Genomic DNA, 25,912 nt, shown 5'->3' on the forward strand with positions numbered 1-25,912 from the left:
AACATGGTGGTCTATCAGACAACCGATCTGACTGCGGCAAGCTTCTCCGTCGCCTTGTTCGGCCTGGCCGCGACCACGGCGCTTCTGCTCATGGGCACGGCATGGGTCGGTCAGAAATGGCGTTTGCCGGTGGCGCTCTGCGCGATTGCGGCGTTGATCGGCGTTGGTTCGATCTATGAGGCGCGGGCGGCCTGGCTAGCCGGTCACGGCGTGCCGGTGGTCTATCACTATGTCGGCTGGGCGGTGTCCATGCCGTTGCAGGTGATCGCGCTGTTCTTTGTCGTGGGCGCCGCCGGCGCGCTTTCCGTCGGACTGTTCTGGCGGATGGCGATCGTTTCGGCTCTCATGGTGTTCGTCCGCTATTTGGGCGAGGCGCAGTTCATGCATCCGACGCTCGCCTTCCTGATCGGGTTGGTGTTCTGGCTTTACCTGCTCGGCGAATTCTATTTCGGCCGAATGGACGACGTGGTCCGCGCCTCGACGGGCGACGAGCTGCGCCGCGGATATTTCTGGCTGAGGCTGATCGTGACGATCGGCTGGGCCATCTATCCGCTCGGAAATTTCCTTACCGCCTTTGCTGGCGTTGCCGACGACGGCAGCCTGTCGGTTGCCTACAACGTCGCCGACATCCTCAACCGCATGGCGTTTGGCGTTGCAGTCCTTGCGACGGCAATCCTCGCGACCGGGAGAAGCACCCATGCCTGAATTCCGCCCCTTGCCTGAAACCCCTGCTCATTCAAAAGGAATACGTCCATGAAGGGTGCAGACGTTATCGCCATCATCATTCTGGCGGCCATTGTCATCGCGGTCGCCGCCTATCTTCTGCACTGGCTCTATCGCCGTTCCACCAAGGATGTGAGCTTCGTTCGCACAGGTTTCGGCGGCGAAAAAGTCGTCATGGGCGGCGGCGCGCTGGTGTTGCCCATCCTGCATGATCTCACCGAAGTGAATATGAACACGCTGCGCCTGGAAGTCACCCGAGCGCGGGAGAAGTCGTTGATCACCAAAGACCGCATGCGGGTCGAGTTGACCGTGGAATTCTATGTCCGCGTTGCGCCGCACACCGAAGCTGTCGCCACGGCCGCCCGCAGCCTGGGCAACCGGACGATGAACGCCGAACAGTTGAAGGACCTGATCCAGGGACGTTTTGTCGACGCCATGGGCGGCGCGGCCGCCAAGATGACGCTGGAGCATATCCACGAAAATCGCCAGGCCTTCGTGAAGGAAGTGAAGCAGGAAGTCGCCGAGAGCTTGGCGCTTGATGGTCTCGAACTCGAATCCGTTTCGCTGACCTCGCTCGACCAGACCGACATCAAGCTTTTCGATCCGTCCAACACCTTCGACGCGGAGGGTCTGACGCATCTGACCGAGCAAATCGAAAGCCGCAAGAAGAAGCGCAATGACATCGAGAAGGATACCGCCGTCGCTATTCGCGCCAAGAATCTGGAAGCCGAAAAGCGCAGTCTCGAAATCGAGCGCGACAGCGAATACGCCCGCCTCTCGCACGAGGCCCAGGTGGCCATCGAGCGCGCCGCGAAGAAGTCGGAGATCGCGGCCGAGAATGCGCTGCGGGAACGCGAGATTGAAGCCGTCAAGCTCAAGGAGCGGGAATCCGTCGAGCGCAGCCGTATCGATATGGAACGCGAAGTCGAGATGCTGGAAATCCGTCGTCGCGAGACCATTGAACTTGGGGAGCAGGGTCGCGAAATCGCTTTGTCGCTAAAATCCAAGGAGCGCTCCGAAGCGCAGGCGCAAGCCGAGCAGGCGCGCGCAACCATGGTTGAGGCCCAGGAGCGCGTCCAGACGATCCGCGACACCGAGATCGCCAATCGCCAGAAGGCCATCGAGCTCATCGAGGCCGAACGGACAGCGGAAGCGGAGGCCGCGCGCATCCGCATTCTCGCGGAAGCCGAGAAGGACGCGGCGCAGGATCGAGCCGACGCCGATCGCATATCGCTCGCTGCGCTCGAGCAACGCATGACGGTGGAGGCCGAGGGCAAGGAAAAGCTCAACGCCGCCGAAAACATGCGCTCGGACGCCAGCCGCCGCTCGGCGTTGCACAAGGTCCTTGTCGAAAACCTGCCCGCCATCATCCGCGAAAGCGTCAAGCCGATGGAGAAGATCGAGGGCATCAAGATCATGCATGTCGAGGGTCTTCCGGGACTCTCCCAGACCGGTCCCGGCGCTTTATCGGCGGGCGTCGATGGCGGGGCTCCGCGCGACGGCAATCTTGCGGAACAGGTGGTCAGCTCCGCTCTGCGCTATCGCACGCAGGCGCCCTTCGTCGACACGCTGCTCGGCGAGATCGGTCTGACCACCGAAACCATTCACCGTCCGCATACGCTGAGCGACCTTTCCAAGGTTGTCTACACCGAACCCTCGGCGGCTGCGGCAACGGACAAAAGCCGTCCGAACTGACACGACAATGCCTGCCGGGCGCGCCCGGCAGGCCACCTTCGCCCTTAGGATTGGCTAGGAAGACGCATGATGATCGCAAACAGGCCCCACATCGAGCGCACGATCCTGATCTTCGCGATCTGGGGCGTACTCGGCTTTCTCGGACTCGGCGTGTTTCTCGAGGGCATGAAGAGCGACCTCTGGCCGCTGTCGTCGGCGGGCGTGCTGCTGATCGTTTTCGCTTTCGTCGCCCATATCATCGTCAACGGGATCTTCAAGGCGGAGTTCAGCCCCGGCGAAGCCGCGCTCGGCATTGGCGTCTATGGAATCCTGGGCCTTGTTTTCATCGTTTCCGCCGCCACCGGCGGCTTGACGATGGCGGATTACTATTCGGGCCTTACGCTGTTCGGCGTGCTCGCGGTCGGTTTCCTGGCCTATCTGTTCACGCGGCATGGCCTGCGCGGCGCCTTTTCTCGCTTTCACATCAAGTCAATTGGCGCGCAGGAGGAGAGCCTGTGATCTGGCTGCCGCTGTTTGGACTTTGCTACGCCGCCGCGACGCTCTACTGGGCCCGGCTCGGCGCGCGCGTCAATGCCGGCGACAGGGCATTCTTCACCGCCGGGGAGGGTTTTTCGCCCTGGATATCGGCGTTGATGATCGCGGGCGCCAGCCTATCCGGTTGGGTTGCGCTTGCGGGGACGGAAGAAATCGGCCGCCACGGTTTCGGGCTCGCCGCCATGCTGCAGGCGGGGATTGCGCTTGCGCTTCCCGGCGTCGTCTTCTTCAAGCGCGTCTGGCTGCTCGGGCGGCGCTTGCGCGTCTCGTCGCTGGCGGAATTGATCCGCGTCTATTGGCAGTCGGAGTTCCTGACCGCGTTTGCGGCCATCGTCGCTGTTCTGTTCGCGGTCGCATTCGCCGGCCTGCAGATGCACGCCCTGTCGCGCCTTATGGTGCTGCTCGGCGGCGGCGTCGTTTCGCAGGAGATTGCTTCGGTCCTGCTCGGTCTGTTGTTGATGGGCAGCGTCGTGATCGGCGGCCTGCGCGCCACAGGCTATCTGGGGGCCATTCAGGCCGTGCTGGCGGCCGCGGCCCTCGTGGTTCTTGCGGTTTTTTCACTGATCGACGCAGGCGGATTCGGCGCCCTCAACGCCGGCCTTGCCAAAATGGCGGCTGATCCGGCGACGGCGAACCGATTTATCGTCGCAGGCGTCGTTCAGTTCATCGCGGGCGTCGGCAAGCAAGCGGCGGCGGGACATGGGGCCACGGCGCTCGCAAACCTATCCTTCGCCATGGCGCTGATGGGTCTGCAAGCGAGCCCGATGATCATCAAGGCGGTGTTGTCCACATCCAGCGCTCGCGGGTTCGCCGCCGGGCAGACATGGCTGATGGCCGGAGCCTTCGGCGCGCTCGCGGCGTTTTGCATGGCCGTCATCGGCGCTCACGCGCTCGTTGACCCTGCGCTTGACCTCACAGGACTGATGTCGGCGCTGTCACCGTGGTTTTCGGCCTGGCTGTTCATCAGCCTTCTCGCTGGCGTGCAGCTGATGTCCGGACTGGCGCTTCTGGCGGCTGGAGAGACGTTGGTGCGCAATATCTACAAGCCGGTTTTCCATGCAAGCCTGTCGCAACGCGACACCGTGACCCTGACACGGGTGGTCATTGGCCTGTTGTTGCTCGCCAGCGTGCTGATGCAGGCGTTGACGCCTGTCGCTCTTTCGCTTTTGGCTTCCCTGGCGTTGCCGCTGTCATTCCAGCTCTGGACCCCGCTGCTCGGCATGACCTGGTTGCGCTGGATGACCCGGGCCGGCGCCGCTACCGGCGTGGGTTTCGGCATGGCGGGCGTGCTCCTGACGGAACCTGCGGGCAATATCGTCCTGTCCTTTTTTGGACTTGATCTGCCATGGGGCCGCAATCCATGGACCATTCATTCGGCAGTCTGGGGCATGGTCGCCAATATCATTGTCGCCATGCTGGTCTCCGCGTTCACGCAGCGTCGGGGCTTGGGGGAGGCGGGCGAGGAGGCGCGGCGGTTTCTTCTCTTGCAATTCGGCGGCAATCCGCGTGTGCGGGCGCTGCGCTCCACAGCCTGGTCGGTCACACTCGCCTGGTTGTTCCTGGCCCTCGGTCCCGGCTTGATCTTCGGCAACCACGCCTTCACCGACATCAATGGTCAATGGACGCTCGGCATGCCGTCGCTCTGGGCCTGGTCCGTGATGCTCTGGGTGGCCGGCGTCGGTGTCGTGTGGTTCCTGTCCTACAAGATGGAAATGGCGAGCCCTCCGACGATCGAGGCGCAAGCTTATACGCCGCGCCCTCAACTGATTCAGCCTCGCGTCGAGGCCGAGCTTGCTCGCCGCCGCGCGGTCATCATCGCCATCGCCATCGGTTGCAGCCTTGCGGTCATCGCGGCGCTGTCCTTCGGCGATGTCTGACATTGTGTTGACAAAAGGAAATTCGAGATGAAAGCCAGGATTGCTCTGCTGAGGTCCATGGGCGCCGCGCGTCCTTATCAGGACTCAAAACCGCTCGAAATCGTCGAGGTGGATCTGGACGAACCGGGCGCGGGAGAAGTCAGGGTGAAAATGGCTGCGGCCGGTCTCTGCCATTCCGATCTTTCGGTGATCAATGGCGATAGACCGAGAGACATGCCGGTGGCGCTCGGCCACGAAGCCTCCGGCGTCATCGAAGCCATCGGCCCGGGCGTCTCGCGTTTTGCCCCTGGCGATCACGTGGTTCTGGTATTCGTGCCGTCCTGCGGCCACTGCGTGCCCTGCGCGTCAGGCCGGCCGGCGCTTTGCGAGCCGGGAGCCGCGGCTGCGGCCAGGGGAACTCTGATCGGCGGCGCCCGGCGCCTGCGCTACAAGGGAGAACTGGTCAACCACCATATCGGTGTTTCCGCCTTTTCGACCCATGCGGTGGTGTCTGAAAATTCCTGCGTGAAGATTGATAAATCCATCCCGTTGGATCGTGCGGCGCTGCTGGGATGCGCGGTGCTGACCGGCGTCGGCGCGGTGCTGAATTCCGGGGAACTGAGGATGGGGCAAAGCTGCGCGGTGATCGGGCTTGGCGGCGTCGGGCTCGCAGGCCTGCTCGGCGCGATCGCGGCGGGCGCCGAAACCGTGATCGCTGTCGATACCGCTGAAAACAAACGCGCTTTTGCGCTCGAGCTTGGCGCGACGCATGCGATTGATCCGATGTCGGAAAACGCGGTGGCGGAGGTCAAGAACTTGACCGGCGGCGGCGTCGATCTGGCGGTGGAATTGGCCGGCGCCGCGCCGGCGCTGAAATTCGCCTATGACATCACCCGTCGTGGCGGAACCACGGTAACCGGCGGACTTCCCAATCCCAAGGCCGAGTTCAACATCCCGGCCGTGTCGCTGACTGTCGGCGAGCAAACGCTGAAGGGATCCTATGTCGGCTCGTGCGTGCCAGTGCGCGATATTCCGCGCTTCGCCGCCATGATGCAGTCAGGTCGCCTGCCGATCGAGAAATTGATGACGCACACGATCTCGTTGGAAGACATCAACGAGGGATTCGAGCGTCTCGCTTCGGGCGAGGCCATCCGCCAGGTCGTTCTGTTTTGAGTGTATTTGCCCTATCCGTCTGGCCGGAGCCGGGCGGATAGGCTTGGCGGATCTGACAAAACGACGTGTCCCGGCCACAGTCCGCGACACGTTTGCCCGATCTTCGGCGTCGTCAGGCGGGCTCACGCGGAGGCTGTTGGTGCTTCCGCGCGGCTTTGCCGAGCCTATGCCCCCAGGTGCTGTTCGAAGAATGCCTGGAACTTGTCGAACGGGATGATTTCCACCTTGTCGTAGAGGTCGACGTGGTTGGCGCCCGGAATGATCACCAGTTCCTTGGGTTCAGCCGCCGCTGCAAACGCTGTTTCGCTGAAGTAGCGCGAATGCGCGTTTTCGCCATGAACGAGCAGTAGCGGTCGCGGTGATATTTCCGCGATGTAGGACAGAATCGGCATGTTCATGAAGGACAGGGGCGTGGTGAGCGACCAGCCATTGCCCGAATTCACGGCGCGTTTGTGGTAGCCGCGCGGCGTCATGTAATAGTCGTGGTAATCGACCAGGAACTGCGGTTCGCCGCCTTTGAGGACATTATAGTCCTTCATATATTCCGGACTGCCCGCCTTTGCGTCCGTCCAGCGCTGACGACTCATTTGCTTGAGGCTCTGGCTGCGCTGTTCCAGCGTGACCACGTCGTTGTAGCCTTTCGACATAACGCGGGTCATGTCATACATGGTGCTGGCCGCCACCGCTTTTACGCGCTTGTCGGCGGCCGCGGCGTTGAGAGCCATGCCGCCCCAGCCGCATATGCCGATCATGCCGATGCGTTCCTGATCGACGTCAGGCAGATTGCCGATGAAGTCGACGGCGGCGCTGAAGTCTTCGGTGTTGATGTCAGGCGATGCGATGTTGCGCGGCTGGCCCCCGCTTTCGCCGGTGAAGGATCCGTCGAAGGCGACCGTTGCGAAGCCGCGCTCCGCCATCATCTGCGCGTAGAGACCCGAGGACTGTTCCTTGACAGCGCCGAATGGTCCGCCGACGACGATTGCGGGCAAGCGGGTTCCACCGCTCTTCGGCGTATAGAGATCGCCCGCCAGTTCAATGCCGTAGCGGTTGGTGAAGCGCACCTTCCGGTGGTCAACCTTGTCGCTCTTCGCAAAAACCTTGTCCCAGGCCTCTTCCGTCTGAGCCGATGCGGTTGCGGCGTAGGGGATGAGGGCGGAGGCAATCGCTCCGGCTGAGGCAACCTTCAACAGGTCGCGGCGGCCAAGGTCCATTGGATCATTGCCGTTCTGGGTGGTTGATGGGGTGCTGTCCATGTCGGGTCTCCGGTTTGAGCTTGATGTCACACCCCTTCACATGAGCGGTTCCCGTATCGAGAATAAGTCCCCGCATCTCGCTTGAAGTTATTTACGCGGTCGATCAATTATGTGGCGGACAATGGTCCCTGTCGATCAAACGTCTTGCCGACGCCGGCTGAGAAAACATCGCAGCTGTCGCAGACAGGCTCGACCTGCCACTCATGTCCTGCATCGATAGGGGTTTGTCTGCCGGAGACCTCATTTTCTGCGCGTTCATGTGGCATTCTGTGTCGATCGCACGACGCACTGAATGCAAAAGGGAGACGCAGATGGAAATTCGAAGAGCTGGTAGCCAGGCATCCGTCAAAGGGCCCTCTGACTGGTTCACCGGCACAGTCAGGATCGATCCCCTTTTCCCAGTCCGGGAACCGGCTGCTGCAGCAGGCAACGCCGTCACCTTCGAGCCGGGTGCGCGGACAGCATGGCACACGCATCCTTTGGGGCAGATCATCATTGTCATCTCGGGCGTTGGACGCGCGCAGCGGCAGGGCGGGCCGGTTGAAGAGATCCGCCCCGGCGATGTCGTGTGGTTTGAACCGGGAGAAAAACACTGGCACGGCGCGTCCCCCGCGACCGCGATGGCGCATATCGCCATTCAGGAGAGTCTGGACGGAAAGGCGGTCGACTGGCTGGAGCAGGTCAGCGACGCCGACTATTCCGCGTCATGAACTCCGTCTTTTGTCCGTGTTGCGGATCCAGAATGTGAGCAAACCTCGCCGCCTGCCTGAGGTTCGCGATATCAGTCTTGCAGCTTGCGATTTGACCTCGGCGGCGGCTCTCATGAACCGCCGCCGAGGTCTGTCGAGACTTCCTGCAAGAACACGTCCCGCAAAGATATAACCCGGTTTTGGGTCAGGACGTCCGCAAGAGCGGCTCGAAGGCGTCGGTCGCCTGTCGGTTTTCCCGGCTATGCGGAAAGAGCCGAAATGCGCATCGGATAGGCGCCGCGCGTGAGAATGGGGTCCACACCGCCATCAATTCGCCCAAGGCGAACGAGATCGCGGGTCGAGGAATAGTCCCCGTGAAAAAGCGCAAGGTTTCCCCACGGTATATAGTAGCAGATGTCGCCAATCGCCGCGTCGGGGAAGGGACCACGTGATTGAGGATCGAGCTTGCGCGGCAGGTAGGCAATCTTCTCGTTCGTCGAGTAGTCCGACACCTCGACCTCGAGCGGCAGCATCGATGCGAAGTCGCGAGCCGACGCGTTGTCATATAATGTGGCGGTAAAAACCTGGTTGCTGACGCTGAAGCGAATTTTCATGAGGCTGCGTTCCCCGGCATTTGTAAGTGGCGTCCACAAGGGGCACAGCGCCCCAGAAACCAGCAGCGTCCTGCGGGTCAACCGATTGCTGTGATTCATTTTGCTTTCTCCCAGTTGGAGCGCGCCGCCCCGGCTGCAAGTGAAGAGCCGCAGAGCAGGATCGCTGCGAAGAGGAATGAACTCCACCAGCCAATGTGATCGAACAGCAGGCCGCCGAGTGCAGCGCCGAGCGTGATTGCGAATTGTATGACGGCAACCTGCAGGCCGCCACCGGCTTCGGCGTGATCACTCATGACCTGGGAAAGCCAGGTGCCCCAGGCCACTGGCGCGGCCGTGCCTATGAGGCCCCACGCGCACAAAAGAAGCGTGACGGCGAGCGGCGATGCCGAGGCCGCCACCAGCCCCAGGGCAAGCAGCGCCATGGTCAGGGGCATGCCGATCGCCAGCGCATAGAGCCATTGCGGCAGCAGCCGGCTGATGGCCCATGTGCCTGCGACGCCACACAATCCCATCAGCAGCATCACAAGAGAGAGCAAGGTCACGTCAAACCCCGCGACGCTCTCCAGGTAGGGTCTGAGATAAGTGAAGAGTGCGAATTGGCCCATGAACAGTAACAGGATTGCCGTCATGCCGAGCGCGACCTGGCGGCGAACCAGCAGACGGAACACGTTGGCGGTGGGCTTTTCGTCCTTCGCTGGCAGATCGGGCATGGTCATCCATTGCCAGGTCAGCGCCACAAGAGCCAGCGGCGCGACGAGGAAGAAAGCGCCTCGCCAGCCGATCAACTCGCCGAGAAAGCTGCCAAGCGGCGCGGAAACTGTGGCGGCAATGGCGTTGCCTGCGTTTAGCGCCGCCAATCCTTTGGGCACCTGATCAGGCGGCAAAAGCCGCATGACAATGGCCGTCGACATCGACCAGAAACCGCCGATGGCAATGCCGAGCAGCGCCCGCCCCGCCATGAGGACCCAGTAAGTCGGGGCGAAGGTCACCACCAGGGCCGAGAAAACCAGCAGCGCGGAAAACCAGGTGAGCACCGTCTTGCGATCGATGCCAGCCGTCAGCCGGGCGATGAACAGGCTGGTGACGACGGCGAAGAATCCGGAAATGGAAATGGCCTGCCCCGCCTGTCCTTCGAGCATGCTCAGATCATGTGCGATCGGGGTCAGCAGGCTGACTGGCATGAATTCCGAGGCGATGAGCACGGAAACAGTCAGCGCCATGGAGCCGACGGCGCCCCAGGCTGCAATGGGCGCAGGCGAGGTCTGGGTCGCCGCATCGAAAGATTCGATGTCGTTGCTGATCTGGTCGGACCGTATGAGAGTGTGTTGTGTCATGACAGCCCTATACGCCAGGGGAACTTTGATGATTAGCTGATGCAATCCGCTTGGACTTATCGACAGATGACATCAATCGCTTGTGCTTGTTTGGCCCGGGCAGAAGACGTCTACTGGCGTATTCAGGTTGCGGATTTTGAAAATGCCCATATGGGTCAGGGGGAGGGCGCGGCTGATCTGATTTGCCGTCGCTCCGCTAATCAGACACGATGTGCCGGTTTCCTTGTTCAGTTCCTGTAATCTCTGGGCAAGATTGACCGCTTCGCCATAGAGCGTATAGGTCTGGCGTGCGCCGGCGCCGACTGTACCGGCTGCGATCAGTCCCGTTGCAATGCCAATACGCAGACGGATCTGTTTCCCATCGAATTGTCGTTGCTCGACCAATGCCAGAATGTCCTGCGCTGCCAGTATCGCTGAATCAGCATGATTTTCCTTCGACAAAGGCGCATTGAACGAAATCAGCAACGCATCCCCAAGGTAGTTGATGACCACGCCGCCGTGCTGGTCGATGATCTCTGTGACCGCACTGAAAAACGCGTTCAGCAAATGGACGAGCGTGCTCGGGTGCAGGCCTTCGGAGAGCTGGGTGAAACCGGCGATATCCGCAAACATGAGGGTAGCGTCACGGGCCTGGGGGGCCAAATGGCCATCATCGAGCAGTTCGCGCAGGATCGGCGCTGGCACATATCGGCCGAAAAGGCTCTGCACGCGGTGTCGTCCGGCTTCTGCCTTTGCATGGTCACTGACCACCCGCCGGGCGCGATGAACGGCCAATGCCGCGATCGCCGTCACAAGCGCTAGGATCAGCGCCTCCTGCAGACGCGATGCGATGCCTATAAAGTTGGGGTCAAGGACTGTCTGAATGTAGATTTCCGGGGATGGGGAAATCGGCAGATTGCTGTAGCTGACCACCCTGTCCATGCCCGACAGGATCCACCCGGTGGCAAACAGCAATCCACTGGCCGCCCAAGCCCCCGTCCACAGCACCAGTGGCGGCGAGAGCGTCAAAACCGCTGCAGCGATGACGATATAGTAGTGTTGGACGGAACTGGTGAGAAAAACCATGTTTTGTGGCACGTCACCGCCGCTGCTGAGCGGGACGAAGGCCAGAAGGACGGTGACCGCTGTCGCATCGAAGGCAAAGACGGCATAGCGAGCATGGCGCTCATAGCGAGTGCCGACAGCAGCCAGCGATGTGAGCCCGCCCAAAGCAATTAAGGATGTGATCGCGGCAATGCCAACATTGATGGGGAAATAGTAACTGAGCAGATAGGCGACAGCGATCAGCGTCACGGCGAGCGTTCGGCCTATCATTGCAATCCTAAAACCCTTTCGTTCCGCGTTGGACAACGCAGTCGCGATCGTATCGGATGGTGGCGTAAACCTGCTATCAATCGCCAAATTCGCTCCTCTCGCGATCGTCGCTGGCAACATCGTCGGGCATGACCAATGTTGTGGTCCCATAGAATTCCGGGCGCGATCTCTGTCTGCCGCTCAGAGCACAGGTTGATAGAGAGCCTTTCTCATGTCTCCACGTTGGCGAAGCAGATATGCAGCCCGGCAGATATGTTGCGATGTCATCGGTTTGACCGCTGCAACCTGTGTCTGCCGGGCCGGTGCGCTCAGCGCGTTGCGAGGAAGTCGATGATGGCCTTGCGCTCGTCGGGCTTGGCGAAGCGCTGGGTCATCCGCGTTCCCTTCACCAATCCGCCCGGATTGGTGAGGAACGTGTCGAGTTTGGCGGCATCCCAGGTGATGCCCGAGCCCTGCATGGCGGTGGAGTAGCGGAAGCCTTCCACGCTGCCTGCGGCTCTGCCGATGACGCCTTGCAGATGCGGTCCGACGCCGTTGCGCGTGCTGGCGATCTGGTGACAGGCGCCGCAGCGCTGCTGGAACAGCTTCTGCCCGCCGGCCGCGTCCTGCGCATGAGCCTGGAGCGCCGGCAGCACCGTTACGAGCGTCACGAGGGCAAGTTGCTTCATAGCGCGCTTCATCCTTGTTTCGCCTCGAAGGCCGTCTTCGACAAAGGCAGGCTGCGCGGTCGCTCGGTTGCCAGGACGGCCACGGCATTGGCGATGGCGGGCGGCACGCCCGGCAGACCGGGTTCGCCGATGCCGCCGATCGGCGCGCCGCTTTCGATGATGCGGACATGCACCTTCGGCATGCGGTCCGGCGTCAGGATCGGATAACTGTCATAGTTGCGTGCCTGGGGGAGGCCGTCGACATAGACGACTTCTTCCAGAAGCGCCGAGGAAACGCCGAGCGCCACGGCCGAATTGACCTGATGCTCGATCACCCGCGGGTTGACCACTGTGCCCGGATCAATGGCGACCCAGACGTCGTGCACCACGACCTGGCCATCCGACAGCGAGACTTCCGCGATTGTCGCGACTTCACTCCCGAAGGGGGAGGCCATGGCGACGCCGCGGGCGCGGCGCGTGCCGTCTTCCGCCGCGAATGGCCCTCGCTTCCAGCCGCCGGAGAGCTCGGCCACCGCCTGCAGCAGCGTGTGATGGCGGGGGCTGTTTTTCAGCAGGCCAAGTCGCAATTCATAGGGATCCTTGCCGCCGGCATCCGCCATCTCGTCAAAGAAGGTTTCGGAGAAGAAGTCGTTCATCGAATGACCGACCGAGCGCCAGAAGCCGATGATCGCGGGATCGTCGACATGGATCTGGGCGATACGCTTGTTGGGGATCGCATAGACCTTGCCGGCGATGCCCTCGACTGCCGAACTATCGACCTTGTCCGGCTGGCGACCAAACCAGCGACCCGTGGCGCCTTCGCCCACGGCCACCGCCGAGAACGCCGTCGGGTTGCCGTCCTGGTCGAGCCCCGCGCGGAAGCGAACCGCCGCCATCGGCCTCAGCGTGTCGCGCAGGAACTCTTCCTCACGGCTCCAAAGAAGCTTGATCGGTCGCCCGACAGCCTTTGAAAGCAGGATGGCTTGCGGATAGGGATTGGCGCTCTGATAGAGAAAGTGCCGGCCAAAGAAGCCACCCAGCATGGGCGAATGGATGATGACCTTCTCCGGTGCAATACCGGCGACCTTGGCGGCATCGCCCTGGAACATCTCCGGCGCCTGGTTGGGTATCCACAGTTCGAGCGTGCCGTCCGCGTTCCAGCGCGCGACCGCCGAGGGCGGCTCGAGCTGGCCATGGACGAGATGAGGCGCGTCATAAGTCGCTTCAACAACTTTTGCCGCCGCCGACAGGGCCGCCGCTGCATCGCCCTCTTCCTCGAAGGTCACGCCGTCGCCGGCCGTTGCTTTCAGCTTGTCCATATGGCCCGCGCTGGAAAAATCGGCGGGCATCGCATGCGGCGTTCCGGGAGCCGCCTCGTTCCAGGAGACTTGCAAAGCCTCCACGGCCATGCGCGCGCGCCACCAACTGTCAGCGACCACGGCGACGGCGCCAGGCAGCTTGTGCACCGAGTGCACACCCCTGCGCGACGCCACTTCGGACTCGTTGGCGAGAGCGCCGGGTTCCTGCCCCAGTCTTGGGCTGTGCTGTACGGCCGCATAGAGCATGCCGTCGACCTTGGTGTCGATCGCATACTGGGCCTTGCCTGTCGACTTCGCCCGGATGTCCAGCCGTTCGACCGGCTTGCCGATCCAGCGGAAGTTCTTGGGGTCGCGCAGCGTCACCGTTTCAGGAACCGGCAGGCCTGCGGCGGCCTCTGCGATCTCGCCATAGGCGAGGCTGCGGCCCGACGCGGCATGCAGCACGCGGCCGGGCTCGGTCGAAAGCTCCGCGACCGGCGCGGACAGTTTCTCGGCTGCGGCCTGCAGGAGCATGCCCCGCGCCGAGGCACCGAGCTTGCGCATGATGTCGTAGCTCGAACGAACCGAAAAACTGCCGCCCGTAAAGCGGAAGCCGCCGATCAGGCCATAGTCCGGGCCGGGCGGCGCCGCCTCGACGATGAAATTGGCGGGATCGACATCGAGCTCTTCGCCGACAATCTGCGCCATGGCGGTGAATATGCCCTGGCCGCCTTCGATGAAGGCGCTGCGGAAGAACACCGTGCTGTCGGGCCGAATTTCGATAAAGGCCGGAACGCGCGTTCCAGGGGCTGCGGCGGCGGCCTGGGCCAGCGCCGGGCGGACGGCTCCCGGTACGGTGACGCCGAGCACGAGCGCGCCGGCGACCGTGCCGAGAAAGCCGCGTCGCGAGATCTTGAAAGGTTTGTCGTCGCCAGCTGCGTTGGCGGCCGCATGGATCTGAATCTGGTTCATCATGATCGCTCCCATCAAGCCTGGGCCGCGTCGCGCACGGCGGCGGCGATGGCGTTATAGGTTCCGCAGCGACAGAGATTGACCATGGCGGCCGCGATGTCTTCATCGGTCGGCTTAGGGGTCTCTTTCAGCAGCGCAGTTGCGGCCATGATCTGGCCGGACTGACAGTAGCCGCATTGGGGGACCTGGTGCGCCACCCAGGCCTCGACCACTTTCTGGCCGACGGGATCACTGGTGATGGCCTCGATCGTGGTGATCTGCTGTCCGACCAAGCTGTCGATCGTCGTGACGCAGGAGCGTGTCGGCTGTCCGTCGACAAGCACCGTGCAGGCGCCGCATTGCGCCAGACCGCAACCATATTTGGAGCCGGTCATGCCGAGCGTATCGCGCAGCACCCAGAGCAAGGGAGTGTCGGCTTCGACATCCACTTGTTGCGGTGTTCCGTTGATAGTGAGTTCCATGGCGGGGTCCTTCGATCGGTTCGGGATAGGGGCTGGAACAGCGCGGGACCATTCCATGGCATACACTATCAAGCGCTTTTGATATGCATTAGACGGCATGGGTCGCTTAGATTAATCGACCAAGACCATGAATGGCGAAAAACAGGGGGCGTGATGGCCAGGGAAGACTTCAACGACCTGCTCTGGTTCCTGGCGCTGGCCGAAGATCGCAGCTTCACGAAGGCGGCGGCCAAGCTCGGCATCACGCAGTCGACTTTAAGCCATACGATCAAGCGTCTTGAAACGCGTATGGGTCTACGCCTTCTCACCCGGACGACGCGCAGCGTTTCGCTGACCGAGGCCGGAGAGAGGCTTTTCAACGCCTTGCTGCCGCGCATCACCGCCATCCGCGGCGAGCTGGAAGCCCTCTCTGATCTGCGCGACAAACCGGCCGGGACGGTTCGCATCACCTTGTCCGACCACGCGCTGGAGACGCTGGTCTGGCCGAAGCTGCAGCCGGTTCTCAAGGACTACCCGGATATCCGCGTCGAGCTCAGCCGCGACAATGGTCTGCGCAATATCGTCGAAGACGGCTTTGACGCCGGCGTGCGGCTGGGCGAGAGCATTGAAAAGGACATGATCGCCGTTCGCATCGGCCCCGACTGGCGCATGCTGGCGGTCGCATCGCCAGGCTATCTCGCCGACAAGCCCATGCCGCGACATCCGCAGGATCTGGTCGGCCACAACTGCATCAACATGCGCCAGGCGACCGGCGGTGGGCTCTATGCATGGGAGTTTGAGAAGGACGGTCAGGAATTGCGCGTGCGCGTTTCCGGTCAGCTCACATTCAACACGTCCTATCCCATGGTCGAGGCGGCCGTCAAAGGTCTCGGCGTCGCTTATGTGCCGGAAGATCTGGTCGTCGCAGGGCTTGCCTCGGGCGAGCTTGTCGTGCTTCTTGAGGATTGGACGCCGCCCTTTCCTGGATACTATCTCTACTATCCGAGCCGTCATCAAAACGCGCCCGCCTTCCGCGTGATCGTCGACGCCTTGCGGCAGAAATAGCAGTGCGCCGGCCTTACGGACAGGCAACGACCTGAACATGACGAATCGACGCCCCCCGCTTACCAATCGACCCGCGCCTGTTAGGCCTGTGTGAAAGCCAGCTGTCTCGCGCCCAGCGAGCAGCGAGAGCCGGGACGCATGATCGCCAATGACGCGAAATGGATTGCTGCGCGACAGACACGATAAGGGGAAAGGAATTTAGGGAGAATTGGCTGGGGAACCTGGACTATAATCCAAAATATTCTAAGGCGATGAATTCAAATAACATATTGCTATTATTGACCTTTCTAGGATATAACTGTTCCGGTTTGGTGTTCCGGAATCGTGTTACGGAAAGGCGAAAATGGCAAGAATTACCTACCTCGAAAGACGCGGTGCGGTCTATTATGCGCGCGTTGATATCCCGCTTGAACTTGTCGAGCACTATGGCACCACGACGAAAAAGAAGTCGCTCCGCACCAAAGATGAGAACGCCGCCAAGAAAGCCATGTGGCCGGTGGTTGAAGCATGGCGCGCTGAATTCGAGGACGTGCGAGCCCGGCGCCAGATCACCGCCGACGACAAAGCCGCCGCGACGTGGCAGCACTATGAGGCCGTCCTAGATCGCGACGAAGCTGCGCGCCGGGCGCTGCCCACGGAAGCGCAGATCAACGCCGCCTTGAAGACTGCCATTGCCGACGCCGAGAAGGCGGGCCTTGACGCAGCCGACCCGGTCGCCATGCTCGGCGCCAGTCTTGAGGTTCGGGTTCTGAATGCGCAGAAGGACTATGAGGCCGAAGCGCGCGCCGTCAAACTCAAGACTTTGCGCCAGCACCTTGCCAGCGGTGAAACCGCGCTGATCGGTGATGAAGTGACCGGCTATGTGGCAGGTAACAAGCTGCTACCCAACGCCGCCGACACCAAAGACATAGCCCGGCGCATGATTCGGGCCGAAATCGAGGGACTTGAGCGCACCCTTGAACGTGATCGCGGCGACTACAGCGGCGCCCCCAAAGACCCCATTGTTAAGCCGATATCGGGCGCCGCTCGCCAAACAGCAGCGCCGGGCGAAAGCATCATGGAAGTGTTTAAGATCTACGAGCGCGAAAACCCCAACGGAACCAAGCCGGACACGCTGGCACAGGCGCGGCGCGATATCGGAACCTTTGTTGATTATGTCGGTAGCACCTGCCCGGTGCATAGGATCGACAAGAAGGCCGTTCGCGAGTGGAAGGCGCTCTTATTGCAATACCCGGTGAAGGCGACCGAAACCAAAGCCTTCGAAGGCATGAAGATTGCGCAGATCGTCAAGCACAATGAGAAGGTCGGCAAACCGGCCATCGCGAGAAATACGGTCAACCGCTACCTGTCCAGCCTCGGCGCCTTTTGCGGATGGCTGATGGATCACGGCTATCTTCATGAGAACCCGGTAGCCGACATGTTCATGAAGAAGGACACGGACAAAAAAGTTTACCCGTTCACCGTTGAACAGATGAACACGTTGTTCAAATCGCCTTTCTTCACTGGCGTCCAAAGTGACGATGCGGTGCGCTTCTGGAACAAGCCAGGTAACGTCAGTATTCGCGATCACCGCTATTGGGTGCCGTTGATCATGGCCTTCTCAGGTGCGCGACCGGGAGAAGTTGCGCAGCTTGCCGTTAGCGACGTGCGAGAAGATCGCGGGCATTGGATCATGCATATCACCGAAGAAGGTGAAGGTGACAAAAGCACCAAAAACGAAGGTTCAATGCGCGTGGTGCCGCTGCATCCGATGCTGGTGAAACTCGGCCTGATCGACTACCACGCCAAACAGGTAGAAGCGGGTGAGAAGCGTCTGTTCCCGACAGCAGATCGCAATTCGCGCGGCCAGATGTTTGCCGACTTCAGCCGTGACTTCGGGCGATACCTGACAAAGCTCGGCTTGAAAGATGGCCGTGGCCTTTCTCTCTATAGCTTCAGGCATAGCGCCACCGACGCCCTACGCCGCGCCGGATACCTTGATGAACAATTCGGCTTCATCCTTGGGCATACGAAGGCGACCATGACGGGCCGCTACGGCATTCTTCCGCAGGGTATGCTTGAACAGCGCGTGGAACTGATCAACGCCATCAAATACCCGGACTTGAAAATAGATCACTTATTTTGATGGTTTAAGCTAAAAACATCAATTTCTGTGATTTTTAGGATTCACAGACGATTCGACCCGTGTCAGAATATTGCCAAGTCAAAGAAAGGGCTTGGCAATATCGATGCGAAACGCATTCAAGAACGTGTTGGAAATCTTCAAAGGTGAACGGTCGATAAAGAAGGCCGTATCTGCCGCCGATCCCGCAGTTCTCAGCTTTTTCGGTCTTTATCCAACCGCCTCGAATATTGAAGTCACGCCTTCCATTGCTATGCAGGTTCCCGCTGTATTCTGCGCAGTCGGGACTATCTCGGGAAAAGTCGGTGATCTTCCTGCGAAGTTGTTTGATCGCAAGACCCGTGAAGCCATCAAAGATCATGATGGTTACAAGCTGATCCACGACGAAGCGAACGCCTTCACGTCTGCTTCAGAGCTACGCCAGCAACTGACCCGTGACGCCTTGCTCACCGGCCATGGCTTTGCTGAAGTGGTCCGCTCTTTCGACGGGCGCCCGTTGGAACTCAACCGGCTGAACCCTCATTCGGTTCAATGTAATGAATATGACGACGGCACCCCCTATTACATCGTGTCTTCCAAGAACGGTGGGCAGGTTCGGTTTGACTTCACCGACATCCTGCACATTGCCGCACCGGACGGCTCGCCCGTCGTCAAAGCGCGCGAAGCCATCGCCCTGACCATCGCCTTCGAACGCCACATTGCCAGCTTGTTCGCCAACGGCGGGCGCCCTTCCGGCGTCATTCTGTCTCCGAAGGTAATCGATCAGGATGGCAAAAAGAACCTGGCTTCCTCGTGGTTCAGCAGCCACTCGGGAAACCGGGCCGGTGGCACCGCCATTCTTGATGAAGGCATGGATTACCGCCCCCTTTCCACCACGCTCGCAGATGCGCAGTTTGCCGAAAACCGCCTTGAGCAGATCCGCGAAATCGCCCGCGCCTTCAATATCCCGCCGACCATGATTTTCGAGCTTTCGCGCGGCACGTGGTCGAACGTCGCGGAACTGAATCAGCAGTTCCTGACCATGACCCTGAAGCCTTGGCTGACCCGGTGGGCTTGGGCTTATGCCCGTTGCTTGCTCACCCCTGAAGAGCGCGCCCGGTTCTACGTCGAATTCGTGACCGAAGACATCGTTTCGACCGATGAAGTCGCCCGGTCAACCGCCTTCAGTAACTACCGCAGCATGGGCGCCATGACCGCGAATGATGTTCGCGCAAAGCTGAATATGCCGCCCATTTCCGGCGGCGATGACAACGCCAATCCCTACACGACATCAAACAGCGCCGGGCCGGTTACGGCGCCGCAGGAATCCGCACAATGACAGACCCGACCAAACACCGCGCCTATTTTGGCGATGGCGAACACGACTTCGCTCTTTCGTTCGAAATTGTGGACGAGCTTCAGCGCAAGACCGGCGTTGGCGTCGGTGAGCTTTACCAGCGGATCACCGCCAGACTCTTTTACATCTCCGATATTGTCGAGGTGATCCGATGCGGCCTGATCGGTGGCGGCACCGCCCCTATTCGAGCGCAGCAGCTTGTAGACGCCTACGCGAAGAACCGCCCGTTCGCTGAAACCCTTCCACTCGCCCTCGATATCCTTGATGCACGGTGGGCAGGCATCCCCGAACACGTCGAACCCGCAATCTGGGTGAACGAAGCCGATGCTGGCGTCGTCCATCGCGGCGAATTTGTTGTGTCGAAAGAGGCGAGCAACGCCATCAATGACGCCCTTGAACAGGTGGCAGAATGACCGGCGCCGACAACCTGATCATCAAGGGTGAATTCTCTATCGATGAGGCTGGCACCGTGACCGGCATCGCATGGCCGTTCGATACGGTCGATACGCAGGGCGACCGTATTGAGAAGGGCGCCTTCAAGTTCGCCGCCGACGTGCCGATGTTCATGGAACATCAGGAAGGCGCTATCGGCATTTGGGATTCCTTCAAGGAAACAGACGCGGGCCTTGAAGTTACCGGGCGCCTCTTTCTTGAGTCGTCCCGCGCCGCCCGGGCTGCATACGACAAGCTTCGGAAGGGCCTGATTGACGGCCTGTCCGTGAGCGGCATCGTCACCGCCGCTCGCATGATTGCTGATGGCGTTCGATCCATCACCGACACCCGCATCCTCGAAATCTCGCTCTGCCGACGCCCGGTCAATCCGGGCGCCCGCGTCACCATCGTCAAATCCCTAAATGAGGAAGAAAACATGAAACCCGAAGAAATCCAGAATGAACCGGAAACGAACAGCGATCCGGTTGCCACGCCCGATGAACTGAAGCTTCTGAAGGCCCGCATGGACGCCATCGAAGCCAAGGCTTCCCGCCTTCGCGGCGTCAACAATAACAACGCATCCGCCGACAATGACAACGAAGAGGTGAAAGCCTTTTTCGACGGTCTGCGCAGCACCGGCATTCAGAAGGCGCTCACCACTGCGACCGGCGCCTCTCTGATTCCAAGCGCCCTAATGAACAAGGTGATCGTAAAACTGATGGCGCAATCGCCCGTTCGGCGCTTCGCTAACGTGATCACCGTGGAAGGCCCGTCTATCGAGGTTCCCAGCCTTGTCACCGACGTGACGATTGGCGAAGTCACGGAAACGTCGCCGCGCCCCGAATCCTCGCCGGAATTCGGCTCCAAGTTTCTGCGTGTCTTTGAATCGAGCGTTATCGTCCCGATCACGCGCCAGATGCTCGAAGATTCCGCCGTCATGCTGGAATCGTTTTTCGTCAACCGGCTGGCACAGGGCTACGCTGAAAAAGAACAGTCGCAGTTCATCGGCGGCAATGGCACGACGCAGGCCGAAGGCATCCTGACCGCTGCCGAAGTTCAGGCGCCCATCACCACAGCTTCATCGACGGCATTCACCGCCGACGAACTCATCGAACTCTTCTATTCGCTGAAGAGCGCCTATCGCGATAACGGCGTTTGGCTGATGCACAGCAAATCCCTTGCCAAGTTGCGCCAGCTTACGGATGCCAGCGGAACGCATATCTGGCAGAGCAGCCTTGCCGCCGGTCAGCCCGATTTGCTGCTTGGCCGCCCGGTCTTCGCTGCCGACCACATGCCGAACCCGGTGGCAGGCGCCACACCGATTGTGTTCGGCGACATCGGCGAAGCCTACACCATCGTTGATCGCGTCCGCCCCTCTATCGAGTGGGATTATCAGACCGGCTTCAGCACCGGCCTTGTGAAGGGCAACACCCGCGCCCGCTTCGGCGGCGGCGTCGTCAACGGCGAAGCCATCGTTAAGCTGAAGATGAAGGCTTAACCTATGACCATCCGGCTCGCAAAGTCTCCGATCACCCTTCAGGCTGGCGGCATCACCGCCATCTTGAAGCCGTCTTTGCGGGCCGGTTTTCTCATGGCCGAAAGATGGACCTTGGCCGAACTCGACAAGGGAATTGCGGAACTCGATTTCCCGATGATTTGCGGCATCGCAGCCCTTGGCGCCGACGATCCCGTGAAAGCGCTGCGCATCTTCGCACTTGAAGTATCCGACCGCAAAGCCATTCCCCGGCTTCAGGTTCATATCCCCGCCATTCGCGAATTCGTGTCGCGCTCGCTCGGCCTTGTCACAGACGAACCGACGCAGCCCCGCGCCGACGCCACCGCACAGACCACACAACCGAACCTGATCGAAGAGCTAACCGAACTCTTCGAATTCGCGACCGGCGTCCTGCATTGGACGCCTGCCGATACCTGGGCCGCAACGCCGGCTGAAATCATCGCCGCACAACGCGGCCATCTTGCCTATATGAAGCAGCTTCACGGCGCCGGGACCGACAAGCCCACTCAGTCCGAAACCTACACCACCGACCGCCTGAAGCGCGTTGAACAGCTTGGGTATGATCCCGCCTTTGACCGCGATGCATTCAACAGCCTTCGGCAAAAGGGTAGCGCATGAAGCCGCCCCGCCTTTGCCATTGCGGCCAGACCGTGCCAGCCGGTGAGCGTTGCCAGTGCCAGCGTAAGCAGGACCGCGAACGCAAGCGCCGCCACGATCAGAACCGGCTCAATTCCCGTGATCGCGGCTATGATCGCGATTGGGAAGAGCTACGCCGCTACTTCCTCGGCAAGTATCCGCATTGCCGCATGTGCGCAGCCATGGGCAAGACCACACCGGCAACCGTCGCTGATCATATCATCCCGATCCGCCTCGCACCCCATCGGCGCCTCGATCCGTCCAACCTGCAACCCCTCTGCGCTTTCCACCACAACAGCGTGAAGCAGAAGCAGGAGCGCAGCCAATGACGCCCGCCACCAACGCCAGCGCAATCGAGTTTGAAGACATCCACGCGCTTCCACACGTCTTCTCGGACCTTTGGCGCGCTGTGCTTCTGACAGCCATCGAAGACGCCGTTCATGGGCCACCCCATGCCGGTTCGCACACCCAAAAGCTTCGCGAGATCGGAGCAGCCCGCGCCTACATCCTGAAGCCGAACCCCGATTTCGCTGAAGTCTGCACCCTTGCCGGATGCGACCCTGAAGCCGTTCGCGACCGTGTTGCCGTGATGATCAGCAAGGCGCCATCACCTGACACGCTGGCAGCAGCGCAGGAAAAGAAGAAGCCCATCCACACGGTGAGATCCAGCCGCCAGACCGGGGGTGGGTCTCGACTTGCCAGCGCTATAGGGACCGGCGGGGGGAGACGCGCTCGCTATAAAGTCGAAAAGGAATTTTCCAACATGGACACCGAAGCCCGATGAGCATCGTCACCCTTTCCCTGTTCAAGGCCCATATCGGGCATGATGAAGTCATTGAAAGCGGCGCGCTCGGCAACCTCGCCAGCGGCACCGATGAACTGCTTCAGCACTTTATCGACGCAGCCGAAGAGCGCGTGATTGCGTTGCTCGGGCGCCCGCTGTCCGATTTCACCGTCATCCCGGCATCGGTCAAGCAGGCCGTTTTGCTGCTTGCTGCGCACAGTTTTGAGAACCGCGAGCCCTTCCTGATTGGTGTTTCCGGCTCCGAAATCCCCAATTCCGTGGTCGATTACTTGCGCCCATACCGTATCGAGGTGACGGGCCGTGTCATCGAATAAGACCCTCACCGAACAATCGCGCGATCTTGAGCGGCGCCTGAACGCGGTCCCGGCGCAAATCCTTGCCGCCCTTCGCCCGGCCTTGATCCGCTCGGCCAATGAGGTTGCTGCGAACGCGCGGGCGCTGGCGCCGAAGGACACAGGCGAGCTTGTCGATTCCATCGCAGTCACCGGACCCGGTGAGACAACCCCGGCTTATGCCGCGCAAGGTGGGCAGCGCACCGCAGGCCCTAATCAGGCGCTTGTGACCGTTGGGGATGCGTATGTTCGCTACGCCCACATGCTCGAATTCGGGACCGTCAAAATGGAAGCGCAGCCCTTCCTTCGCCCTAGCTGGCGGTTGGCGCGAACGCGCATCCTGAACCGCCTCACGCGCACCATCAACGCAGTCACCAAAAAGCTGAACCCGAAATGATCGAACCGACAATCGCCCTTCAAGAGGCCATCCGCGCCAAGCTGATCAACTCCCCGGCTGTGATCGCGCTTGTTCCCGCCGACCGGATCAAGGCCGGCACGACGCGCCCCGATGAATGCCCGTGCATCCGCATCGGTGAGGCACATACGATCATGCACGGCAATGACTATTCAGCGCAGCGCATGGCCGAAATCTTCATTGATGTTCACGTTTGGACCGTCAACGAAGGCGAGCGGCAGGCCAAGGAAATCACATGGGCGGTTCAATGCGCCCTTGATGGCAAGCTGACTGTTCCCGGCTGCGACTGCTTCGAATTCAAGATCACTGGCGCCCGCTACCCGCGCGACCCTGAACCCGACGCCTACGGTCATGGGGTTTTGTCGGTGGAAGCTCTTGTTCGTTGGGTGATCTGATGCGGGCCGGAAAGCTGAAGCACGCCCTCATGATCGAACGGGAAGTGAAGGCTGTTGATGCAGCCGGTTACGTCACTTCCACGTGGATGCTGATCGGCACCATCAGGGCCGAACTTGCGCAGCAGGCGACGACCGAAGGCGCCACCGGCTACGGCGAAGCGGGAACCGCTGGCCTGACATTCAAGACCCGATACCTCACCGGCCTGACCACGGCTGATCGCATCCGATACCTGGGCCGCGCCTATAACCTGAAGTCCATCACGGATTTCGGGCCGCGTGGTGGCCTAGAATTGACCGTGGACGCGCTCGAATGACCCGTGGCCTGAAGCCTTCGACCATCACGCCCGGAACATCGCCCGTCACCACGGTTCAGGCGCCGCCGTCTTATCTGTCAAAGGACGCGAAAGCGGAATGGCGCCGTGTCGCGCCGATCTTGATCACCGAACGCCGCGTGTTGACCGTCGCTGATCTAGGCGTCCTTGAAAACTACTGCATTGGCTTCGGCACCATGCGCGAACTTCACCGGCTGCTTCAGGTGGAAGGCCACGTTCTGCCATCCGGCAAGCGGCACCCCGCAAGCACCGCACTCATTCAAGCGCAGCAAATGCAGCTTCGCGCCGCCGCTGAACTTGGCCTGACGCCCTCGGCTCGATCCCGCGCCGCCCTTGGCGAACTCCCTGATGAAGATGAAGACTTTCTATGAGCACCCTTGTTATCCGCCCCGAATGGCTTTTTGACGGTTCCCCTATTCCCGATCCGCTCGGCTATGGCGAGCGCGCCGTTCAATGGCTGCGCAAAAACCGCCATCCGAAGAACCCCGCGCCCGGCCATCCTTTCCAGTTGGCGCCGTGGCAGGAGCGTATCATTCGCGCCATCTTCGGGCCGCGTAACCCGGACGGAACCCGGATCATCAAGAAAGTTGTGATTCAGCTTGGCCGCGGATCGCGCAAGACAGCGCTTGCCGCAGCTATCGTCCTGCTTTGCGCCTTCGGTCCTGAAGCGGTTCCCGGTGGCCTGATTCAGTCGGCAGCGATGCATAGGAAGCAGGCGCGCGAACTCTTCGAAGAGGTGGCGCTGATCATCAGCCAAGACAAGCGGTATAACGGCAAGGCCAAAATCCGCGACTACAAATCCCAGATCCAGAACAGCAAGACCCGCACCCGGTATGAAGCAATTTCTTCCGAAGGCATGGGCCATCACGGTTCCACCCCCAACGTGGTGATTGCCGATGAGCTTCACGCATGGACAACGGAAAAGCACCGCGAGCTTTGGCGCGTCCTGTCATCGGCAGCGGACAAGACGAGCAACAGCCTGACCGTCGTCTTGACCACGGCAGGCCGTGGGCAGGAAACGCTCGGCTATAAGGAAGTCGCCGCCGCGAAGCGCATCCAGCTTGGGCAGATCACCGACCCCCACACCTTGCCGATCATCTTCGAATGTCCCGCCGATGTTGACTGGCGTGATGAAGCGATCTGGCACCAGATGCTTCCCGGTCTAGCCGATGGCTATCCTTCGCTTCAGGCTCTCCGCGAACGCAGGATCAAGGCCGAATATTCGGTGATCGAACGCGAAGTTTTGCAGCAGCTTTACCTCGGCGTTTGGCAAAACCAGTCTTCATCGCCCTTTGTTGCGATGGAGGCTTTTGACCGGTGCGGATCGATCCCGGTGGATTTCAACGCCTTGAAGGGCCGCCCCTGCTTCATCGGCGTTGACCTCGCACAGGTGAACGACCTTGGCGCCGTGGTCGCGGCATGGCCGACCGATGACGGCGGTTATATCATCCGCCCGTGGTTCTTCGCGCCAGCCGACGCCATCGCGGAAAAATCCCGCACCGAAGGCGTGAACTATAGCGAGTGGGAAAAGGCCGGTTACGTAACCGCCACGCCCGGCGCCACCATCGATTTCGATTTCATCGAAGAGCGCATTCGGGAAATCTGCAAAGAGCACGATGTCCGCCAGATCGCCTTTGACCCGTGGCGAGCGCAGAAGCTTCAGCAAAACCTGATGGCCGATAACTTCCCGGTTGTCGATTTCAGACAGGGCTTCATTTCCATGTCGCCAGCTTGTGACGTAACGGAAAAGGCCATCCTTGACGGCAAGTTTTACCACGCCGCCAACCCGGTCTTGCGCTGGAACTTCGACAACGTCGCCGTGGTCAGAGACGCCGCAGGCAATCGCAAATTCGACAAGTCCAAGTCCCGCGACAAGATCGACGGCGCCGTGGCGGCGCTGATGGCTGTCCGTTGCGCTGCGATCTATCAGGACAACCGATCCACCTACAACAACCCCGATAACGGCGGCGTCTTCATCTTCTAA

At 60.9% G+C, this 25,912-nt stretch carries 27 protein-coding genes; 20 read left to right on the plus strand and 7 right to left on the minus strand.

Annotation, left to right across the window (positions count from 1 at the left end):
* Nucleotides 1–3 precede the first annotated feature (3 nt).
* From M2360_RS05040 to M2360_RS05060, 5 genes are all read left to right on the plus strand, one after another.
* The gene (locus M2360_RS05040) at nucleotides 4–705 is read left to right on the plus strand and encodes a bacteriorhodopsin (protein WP_280773290.1); all 702 of its coding nucleotides are present in this window, start codon (nucleotides 4–6) and stop codon (nucleotides 703–705) included.
* Between the two features lie 48 nt (nucleotides 706–753).
* The gene (locus M2360_RS05045) at nucleotides 754–2,418 is read left to right on the plus strand and encodes a flotillin domain-containing protein (protein WP_280773291.1); all 1,665 of its coding nucleotides are present in this window, start codon (nucleotides 754–756) and stop codon (nucleotides 2,416–2,418) included.
* A gap of 66 nt (nucleotides 2,419–2,484) precedes the next feature.
* The gene (locus tag M2360_RS05050; RefSeq protein ID WP_280773292.1) at nucleotides 2,485–2,916 is read left to right on the plus strand and encodes a hypothetical protein; all 432 of its coding nucleotides are present in this window, start codon (nucleotides 2,485–2,487) and stop codon (nucleotides 2,914–2,916) included.
* Nucleotides 2,913–4,829, plus strand: a complete 1,917-nt coding sequence (locus tag M2360_RS05055; RefSeq protein ID WP_280773293.1) for a hypothetical protein — start codon at nucleotides 2,913–2,915, stop codon at nucleotides 4,827–4,829. The genes M2360_RS05050 and M2360_RS05055 overlap by 4 nt, the downstream gene beginning before the upstream one ends.
* A gap of 27 nt (nucleotides 4,830–4,856) precedes the next feature.
* On the plus strand, nucleotides 4,857–5,981 hold the full coding sequence (locus tag M2360_RS05060; RefSeq protein ID WP_280773294.1) for a zinc-dependent alcohol dehydrogenase family protein: 1,125 nt from the start codon (nucleotides 4,857–4,859) through the stop codon (nucleotides 5,979–5,981).
* Between the two features lie 164 nt (nucleotides 5,982–6,145).
* Here the strand turns inward: M2360_RS05060 and M2360_RS05065 are convergent, their stop codons facing one another.
* Nucleotides 6,146–7,234 (minus strand): alpha/beta hydrolase, encoded by a 1,089-nt coding sequence (locus M2360_RS05065; RefSeq protein ID WP_280773295.1) that lies wholly within the window; start codon nucleotides 7,232–7,234, stop codon nucleotides 6,146–6,148.
* Between the two features lie 311 nt (nucleotides 7,235–7,545).
* Between M2360_RS05065 and M2360_RS05070 the strand changes: the two genes are divergently transcribed.
* Nucleotides 7,546–7,944: a cupin domain-containing protein gene (locus M2360_RS05070; RefSeq protein ID WP_280773296.1), complete on the plus strand. Its 399-nt coding sequence runs from the start codon at nucleotides 7,546–7,548 to the stop codon at nucleotides 7,942–7,944.
* 239 nt (nucleotides 7,945–8,183) lie between these two features.
* On the opposite strand, the gene M2360_RS05075 is transcribed toward M2360_RS05070, so the two are convergent.
* The 6 genes from M2360_RS05075 to M2360_RS05100 all read right to left on the minus strand — a co-directional run bounded on the left by M2360_RS05075 (nucleotide 8,184) and on the right by M2360_RS05100 (nucleotide 14,563).
* Nucleotides 8,184–8,636, minus strand: a complete 453-nt coding sequence (locus M2360_RS05075) for a cyclophilin-like fold protein (protein ID WP_280773297.1) — start codon at nucleotides 8,634–8,636, stop codon at nucleotides 8,184–8,186.
* The gene (locus tag M2360_RS05080; RefSeq protein WP_280773298.1) at nucleotides 8,633–9,871 is read right to left on the minus strand and encodes an MFS transporter; all 1,239 of its coding nucleotides are present in this window, start codon (nucleotides 9,869–9,871) and stop codon (nucleotides 8,633–8,635) included. Before M2360_RS05080 ends, M2360_RS05075 begins: the two co-directional genes overlap by 4 nt.
* A gap of 72 nt (nucleotides 9,872–9,943) precedes the next feature.
* Nucleotides 9,944–11,272, minus strand: a complete 1,329-nt coding sequence (locus tag M2360_RS05085) for an adenylate/guanylate cyclase domain-containing protein (protein WP_280773299.1) — start codon at nucleotides 11,270–11,272, stop codon at nucleotides 9,944–9,946.
* 221 nt (nucleotides 11,273–11,493) lie between these two features.
* Nucleotides 11,494–11,853, minus strand: a complete 360-nt coding sequence (locus M2360_RS05090) for a cytochrome c family protein (RefSeq protein WP_280773300.1) — start codon at nucleotides 11,851–11,853, stop codon at nucleotides 11,494–11,496.
* A gap of 8 nt (nucleotides 11,854–11,861) precedes the next feature.
* The gene (locus M2360_RS05095) at nucleotides 11,862–14,102 is read right to left on the minus strand and encodes a xanthine dehydrogenase family protein molybdopterin-binding subunit (RefSeq protein WP_280773587.1); all 2,241 of its coding nucleotides are present in this window, start codon (nucleotides 14,100–14,102) and stop codon (nucleotides 11,862–11,864) included.
* A 14-nt stretch (nucleotides 14,103–14,116) separates the two neighbouring features.
* Nucleotides 14,117–14,563 (minus strand): 2Fe-2S iron-sulfur cluster-binding protein, encoded by a 447-nt coding sequence (locus tag M2360_RS05100; RefSeq protein ID WP_280773301.1) that lies wholly within the window; start codon nucleotides 14,561–14,563, stop codon nucleotides 14,117–14,119.
* A gap of 153 nt (nucleotides 14,564–14,716) precedes the next feature.
* Between M2360_RS05100 and M2360_RS05105 the strand changes: the two genes are divergently transcribed.
* The 14 genes from M2360_RS05105 (at nucleotide 14,717) to M2360_RS05170 (ending at nucleotide 25,912) form a co-directional block, all read left to right on the plus strand.
* Nucleotides 14,717–15,607 (plus strand): LysR family transcriptional regulator, encoded by an 891-nt coding sequence (locus M2360_RS05105; RefSeq protein ID WP_280773302.1) that lies wholly within the window; start codon nucleotides 14,717–14,719, stop codon nucleotides 15,605–15,607.
* A 343-nt stretch (nucleotides 15,608–15,950) separates the two neighbouring features.
* A complete protein-coding gene (locus tag M2360_RS05110; RefSeq protein ID WP_280773303.1) occupies nucleotides 15,951–17,732 on the plus strand; it encodes a site-specific integrase in 1,782 nt (593 codons plus the stop codon).
* Between the two features lie 103 nt (nucleotides 17,733–17,835).
* Nucleotides 17,836–19,047, plus strand: coding sequence for a phage portal protein (locus M2360_RS05115; protein ID WP_280773304.1), 1,212 nt, complete (start codon nucleotides 17,836–17,838; stop codon nucleotides 19,045–19,047).
* Nucleotides 19,044–19,478: a gene transfer agent family protein gene (locus M2360_RS05120; RefSeq protein WP_280773305.1), complete on the plus strand. Its 435-nt coding sequence runs from the start codon at nucleotides 19,044–19,046 to the stop codon at nucleotides 19,476–19,478. The genes M2360_RS05115 and M2360_RS05120 overlap by 4 nt, the downstream gene beginning before the upstream one ends.
* Nucleotides 19,475–20,995, plus strand: coding sequence for a phage major capsid protein (locus M2360_RS05125; RefSeq protein ID WP_280773306.1), 1,521 nt, complete (start codon nucleotides 19,475–19,477; stop codon nucleotides 20,993–20,995). Before M2360_RS05120 ends, M2360_RS05125 begins: the two co-directional genes overlap by 4 nt.
* 3 nt (nucleotides 20,996–20,998) lie before the next feature.
* Nucleotides 20,999–21,631: a phage tail assembly chaperone gene (locus M2360_RS05130; protein WP_280773307.1), complete on the plus strand. Its 633-nt coding sequence runs from the start codon at nucleotides 20,999–21,001 to the stop codon at nucleotides 21,629–21,631.
* On the plus strand, nucleotides 21,628–21,978 hold the full coding sequence (locus M2360_RS05135; protein ID WP_280773308.1) for an HNH endonuclease signature motif containing protein: 351 nt from the start codon (nucleotides 21,628–21,630) through the stop codon (nucleotides 21,976–21,978). The genes M2360_RS05130 and M2360_RS05135 overlap by 4 nt, the downstream gene beginning before the upstream one ends.
* Nucleotides 21,975–22,433 carry a hypothetical protein gene (locus M2360_RS05140; RefSeq protein WP_280773309.1) on the plus strand — a complete coding sequence of 153 codons (459 nt, stop codon included), beginning with the start codon at nucleotides 21,975–21,977 and terminating at the stop codon, nucleotides 22,431–22,433. The genes M2360_RS05135 and M2360_RS05140 overlap by 4 nt, the downstream gene beginning before the upstream one ends.
* A complete protein-coding gene (locus M2360_RS05145) occupies nucleotides 22,430–22,768 on the plus strand; it encodes a head-tail connector protein (protein WP_280773310.1) in 339 nt (112 codons plus the stop codon). The genes M2360_RS05140 and M2360_RS05145 overlap by 4 nt, the downstream gene beginning before the upstream one ends.
* Complete coding sequence (locus tag M2360_RS05150; RefSeq protein ID WP_280773311.1) at nucleotides 22,755–23,183, plus strand: HK97-gp10 family putative phage morphogenesis protein; 429 nt, start codon at nucleotides 22,755–22,757, stop codon at nucleotides 23,181–23,183. The genes M2360_RS05145 and M2360_RS05150 overlap by 14 nt, the downstream gene beginning before the upstream one ends.
* A complete protein-coding gene (locus M2360_RS05155; protein ID WP_280773312.1) occupies nucleotides 23,180–23,596 on the plus strand; it encodes a DUF3168 domain-containing protein in 417 nt (138 codons plus the stop codon). Before M2360_RS05150 ends, M2360_RS05155 begins: the two co-directional genes overlap by 4 nt.
* On the plus strand, nucleotides 23,584–23,910 hold the full coding sequence (locus tag M2360_RS05160; RefSeq protein ID WP_280773313.1) for a head-tail adaptor protein: 327 nt from the start codon (nucleotides 23,584–23,586) through the stop codon (nucleotides 23,908–23,910). The genes M2360_RS05155 and M2360_RS05160 overlap by 13 nt, the downstream gene beginning before the upstream one ends.
* Nucleotides 23,907–24,299: a phage terminase small subunit P27 family gene (locus tag M2360_RS05165; RefSeq protein WP_280773314.1), complete on the plus strand. Its 393-nt coding sequence runs from the start codon at nucleotides 23,907–23,909 to the stop codon at nucleotides 24,297–24,299. Before M2360_RS05160 ends, M2360_RS05165 begins: the two co-directional genes overlap by 4 nt.
* Nucleotides 24,296–25,912 (plus strand): terminase TerL endonuclease subunit, encoded by a 1,617-nt coding sequence (locus tag M2360_RS05170; protein WP_280773315.1) that lies wholly within the window; start codon nucleotides 24,296–24,298, stop codon nucleotides 25,910–25,912. The genes M2360_RS05165 and M2360_RS05170 overlap by 4 nt, the downstream gene beginning before the upstream one ends.

The sequence above is a fragment of the Rhizobium sp. SG_E_25_P2 genome (genome assembly GCF_029892285.1).
Classification (GTDB): Bacteria; Pseudomonadota; Alphaproteobacteria; order Rhizobiales; family Rhizobiaceae; genus Rhizobium_E.

Bases quoted from the DNA above. Each gene is read 5' to 3' on its own strand.
- M2360_RS05135 (WP_280773308.1), top strand. From the start codon at position 21,628: ATGAAGCCGCCCCGCCTTTGCCATTGCGGCCAGACCGTGCCAGCCGGT.
- M2360_RS05145 (WP_280773310.1), top strand. From the start codon at position 22,430: ATGAGCATCGTCACCCTTTCCCTGTTCAAGGCCCATATCGGGCATGAT.
- M2360_RS05125 (WP_280773306.1), top strand. From the start codon at position 19,475: ATGACCGGCGCCGACAACCTGATCATCAAGGGTGAATTCTCTATCGAT.
- M2360_RS05140 (WP_280773309.1), top strand. From the start codon at position 21,975: ATGACGCCCGCCACCAACGCCAGCGCAATCGAGTTTGAAGACATCCAC.
- M2360_RS05170 (WP_280773315.1), top strand. From the start codon at position 24,296: ATGAGCACCCTTGTTATCCGCCCCGAATGGCTTTTTGACGGTTCCCCT.
- M2360_RS05130 (WP_280773307.1), top strand. From the start codon at position 20,999: ATGACCATCCGGCTCGCAAAGTCTCCGATCACCCTTCAGGCTGGCGGC.
- M2360_RS05080 (WP_280773298.1), bottom strand. From the start codon at position 9,871: ATGACACAACACACTCTCATACGGTCCGACCAGATCAGCAACGACATC.
- M2360_RS05115 (WP_280773304.1), top strand. From the start codon at position 17,836: ATGCGAAACGCATTCAAGAACGTGTTGGAAATCTTCAAAGGTGAACGG.
- M2360_RS05120 (WP_280773305.1), top strand. From the start codon at position 19,044: ATGACAGACCCGACCAAACACCGCGCCTATTTTGGCGATGGCGAACAC.
- M2360_RS05105 (WP_280773302.1), top strand. From the start codon at position 14,717: ATGGCCAGGGAAGACTTCAACGACCTGCTCTGGTTCCTGGCGCTGGCC.
- M2360_RS05075 (WP_280773297.1), bottom strand. From the start codon at position 8,636: ATGAATCACAGCAATCGGTTGACCCGCAGGACGCTGCTGGTTTCTGGG.
- M2360_RS05060 (WP_280773294.1), top strand. From the start codon at position 4,857: ATGAAAGCCAGGATTGCTCTGCTGAGGTCCATGGGCGCCGCGCGTCCT.
- M2360_RS05100 (WP_280773301.1), bottom strand. From the start codon at position 14,563: ATGGAACTCACTATCAACGGAACACCGCAACAAGTGGATGTCGAAGCC.
- M2360_RS05095 (WP_280773587.1), bottom strand. From the start codon at position 14,102: ATGAACCAGATTCAGATCCATGCGGCCGCCAACGCAGCTGGCGACGAC.
- M2360_RS05040 (WP_280773290.1), top strand. From the start codon at position 4: ATGGTGGTCTATCAGACAACCGATCTGACTGCGGCAAGCTTCTCCGTC.
- M2360_RS05165 (WP_280773314.1), top strand. From the start codon at position 23,907: ATGACCCGTGGCCTGAAGCCTTCGACCATCACGCCCGGAACATCGCCC.
- M2360_RS05070 (WP_280773296.1), top strand. From the start codon at position 7,546: ATGGAAATTCGAAGAGCTGGTAGCCAGGCATCCGTCAAAGGGCCCTCT.
- M2360_RS05050 (WP_280773292.1), top strand. From the start codon at position 2,485: ATGATGATCGCAAACAGGCCCCACATCGAGCGCACGATCCTGATCTTC.
- M2360_RS05090 (WP_280773300.1), bottom strand. From the start codon at position 11,853: ATGAAGCAACTTGCCCTCGTGACGCTCGTAACGGTGCTGCCGGCGCTC.
- M2360_RS05045 (WP_280773291.1), top strand. From the start codon at position 754: ATGAAGGGTGCAGACGTTATCGCCATCATCATTCTGGCGGCCATTGTC.
- M2360_RS05110 (WP_280773303.1), top strand. From the start codon at position 15,951: ATGGCAAGAATTACCTACCTCGAAAGACGCGGTGCGGTCTATTATGCG.
- M2360_RS05065 (WP_280773295.1), bottom strand. From the start codon at position 7,234: ATGGACAGCACCCCATCAACCACCCAGAACGGCAATGATCCAATGGAC.
- M2360_RS05155 (WP_280773312.1), top strand. From the start codon at position 23,180: ATGATCGAACCGACAATCGCCCTTCAAGAGGCCATCCGCGCCAAGCTG.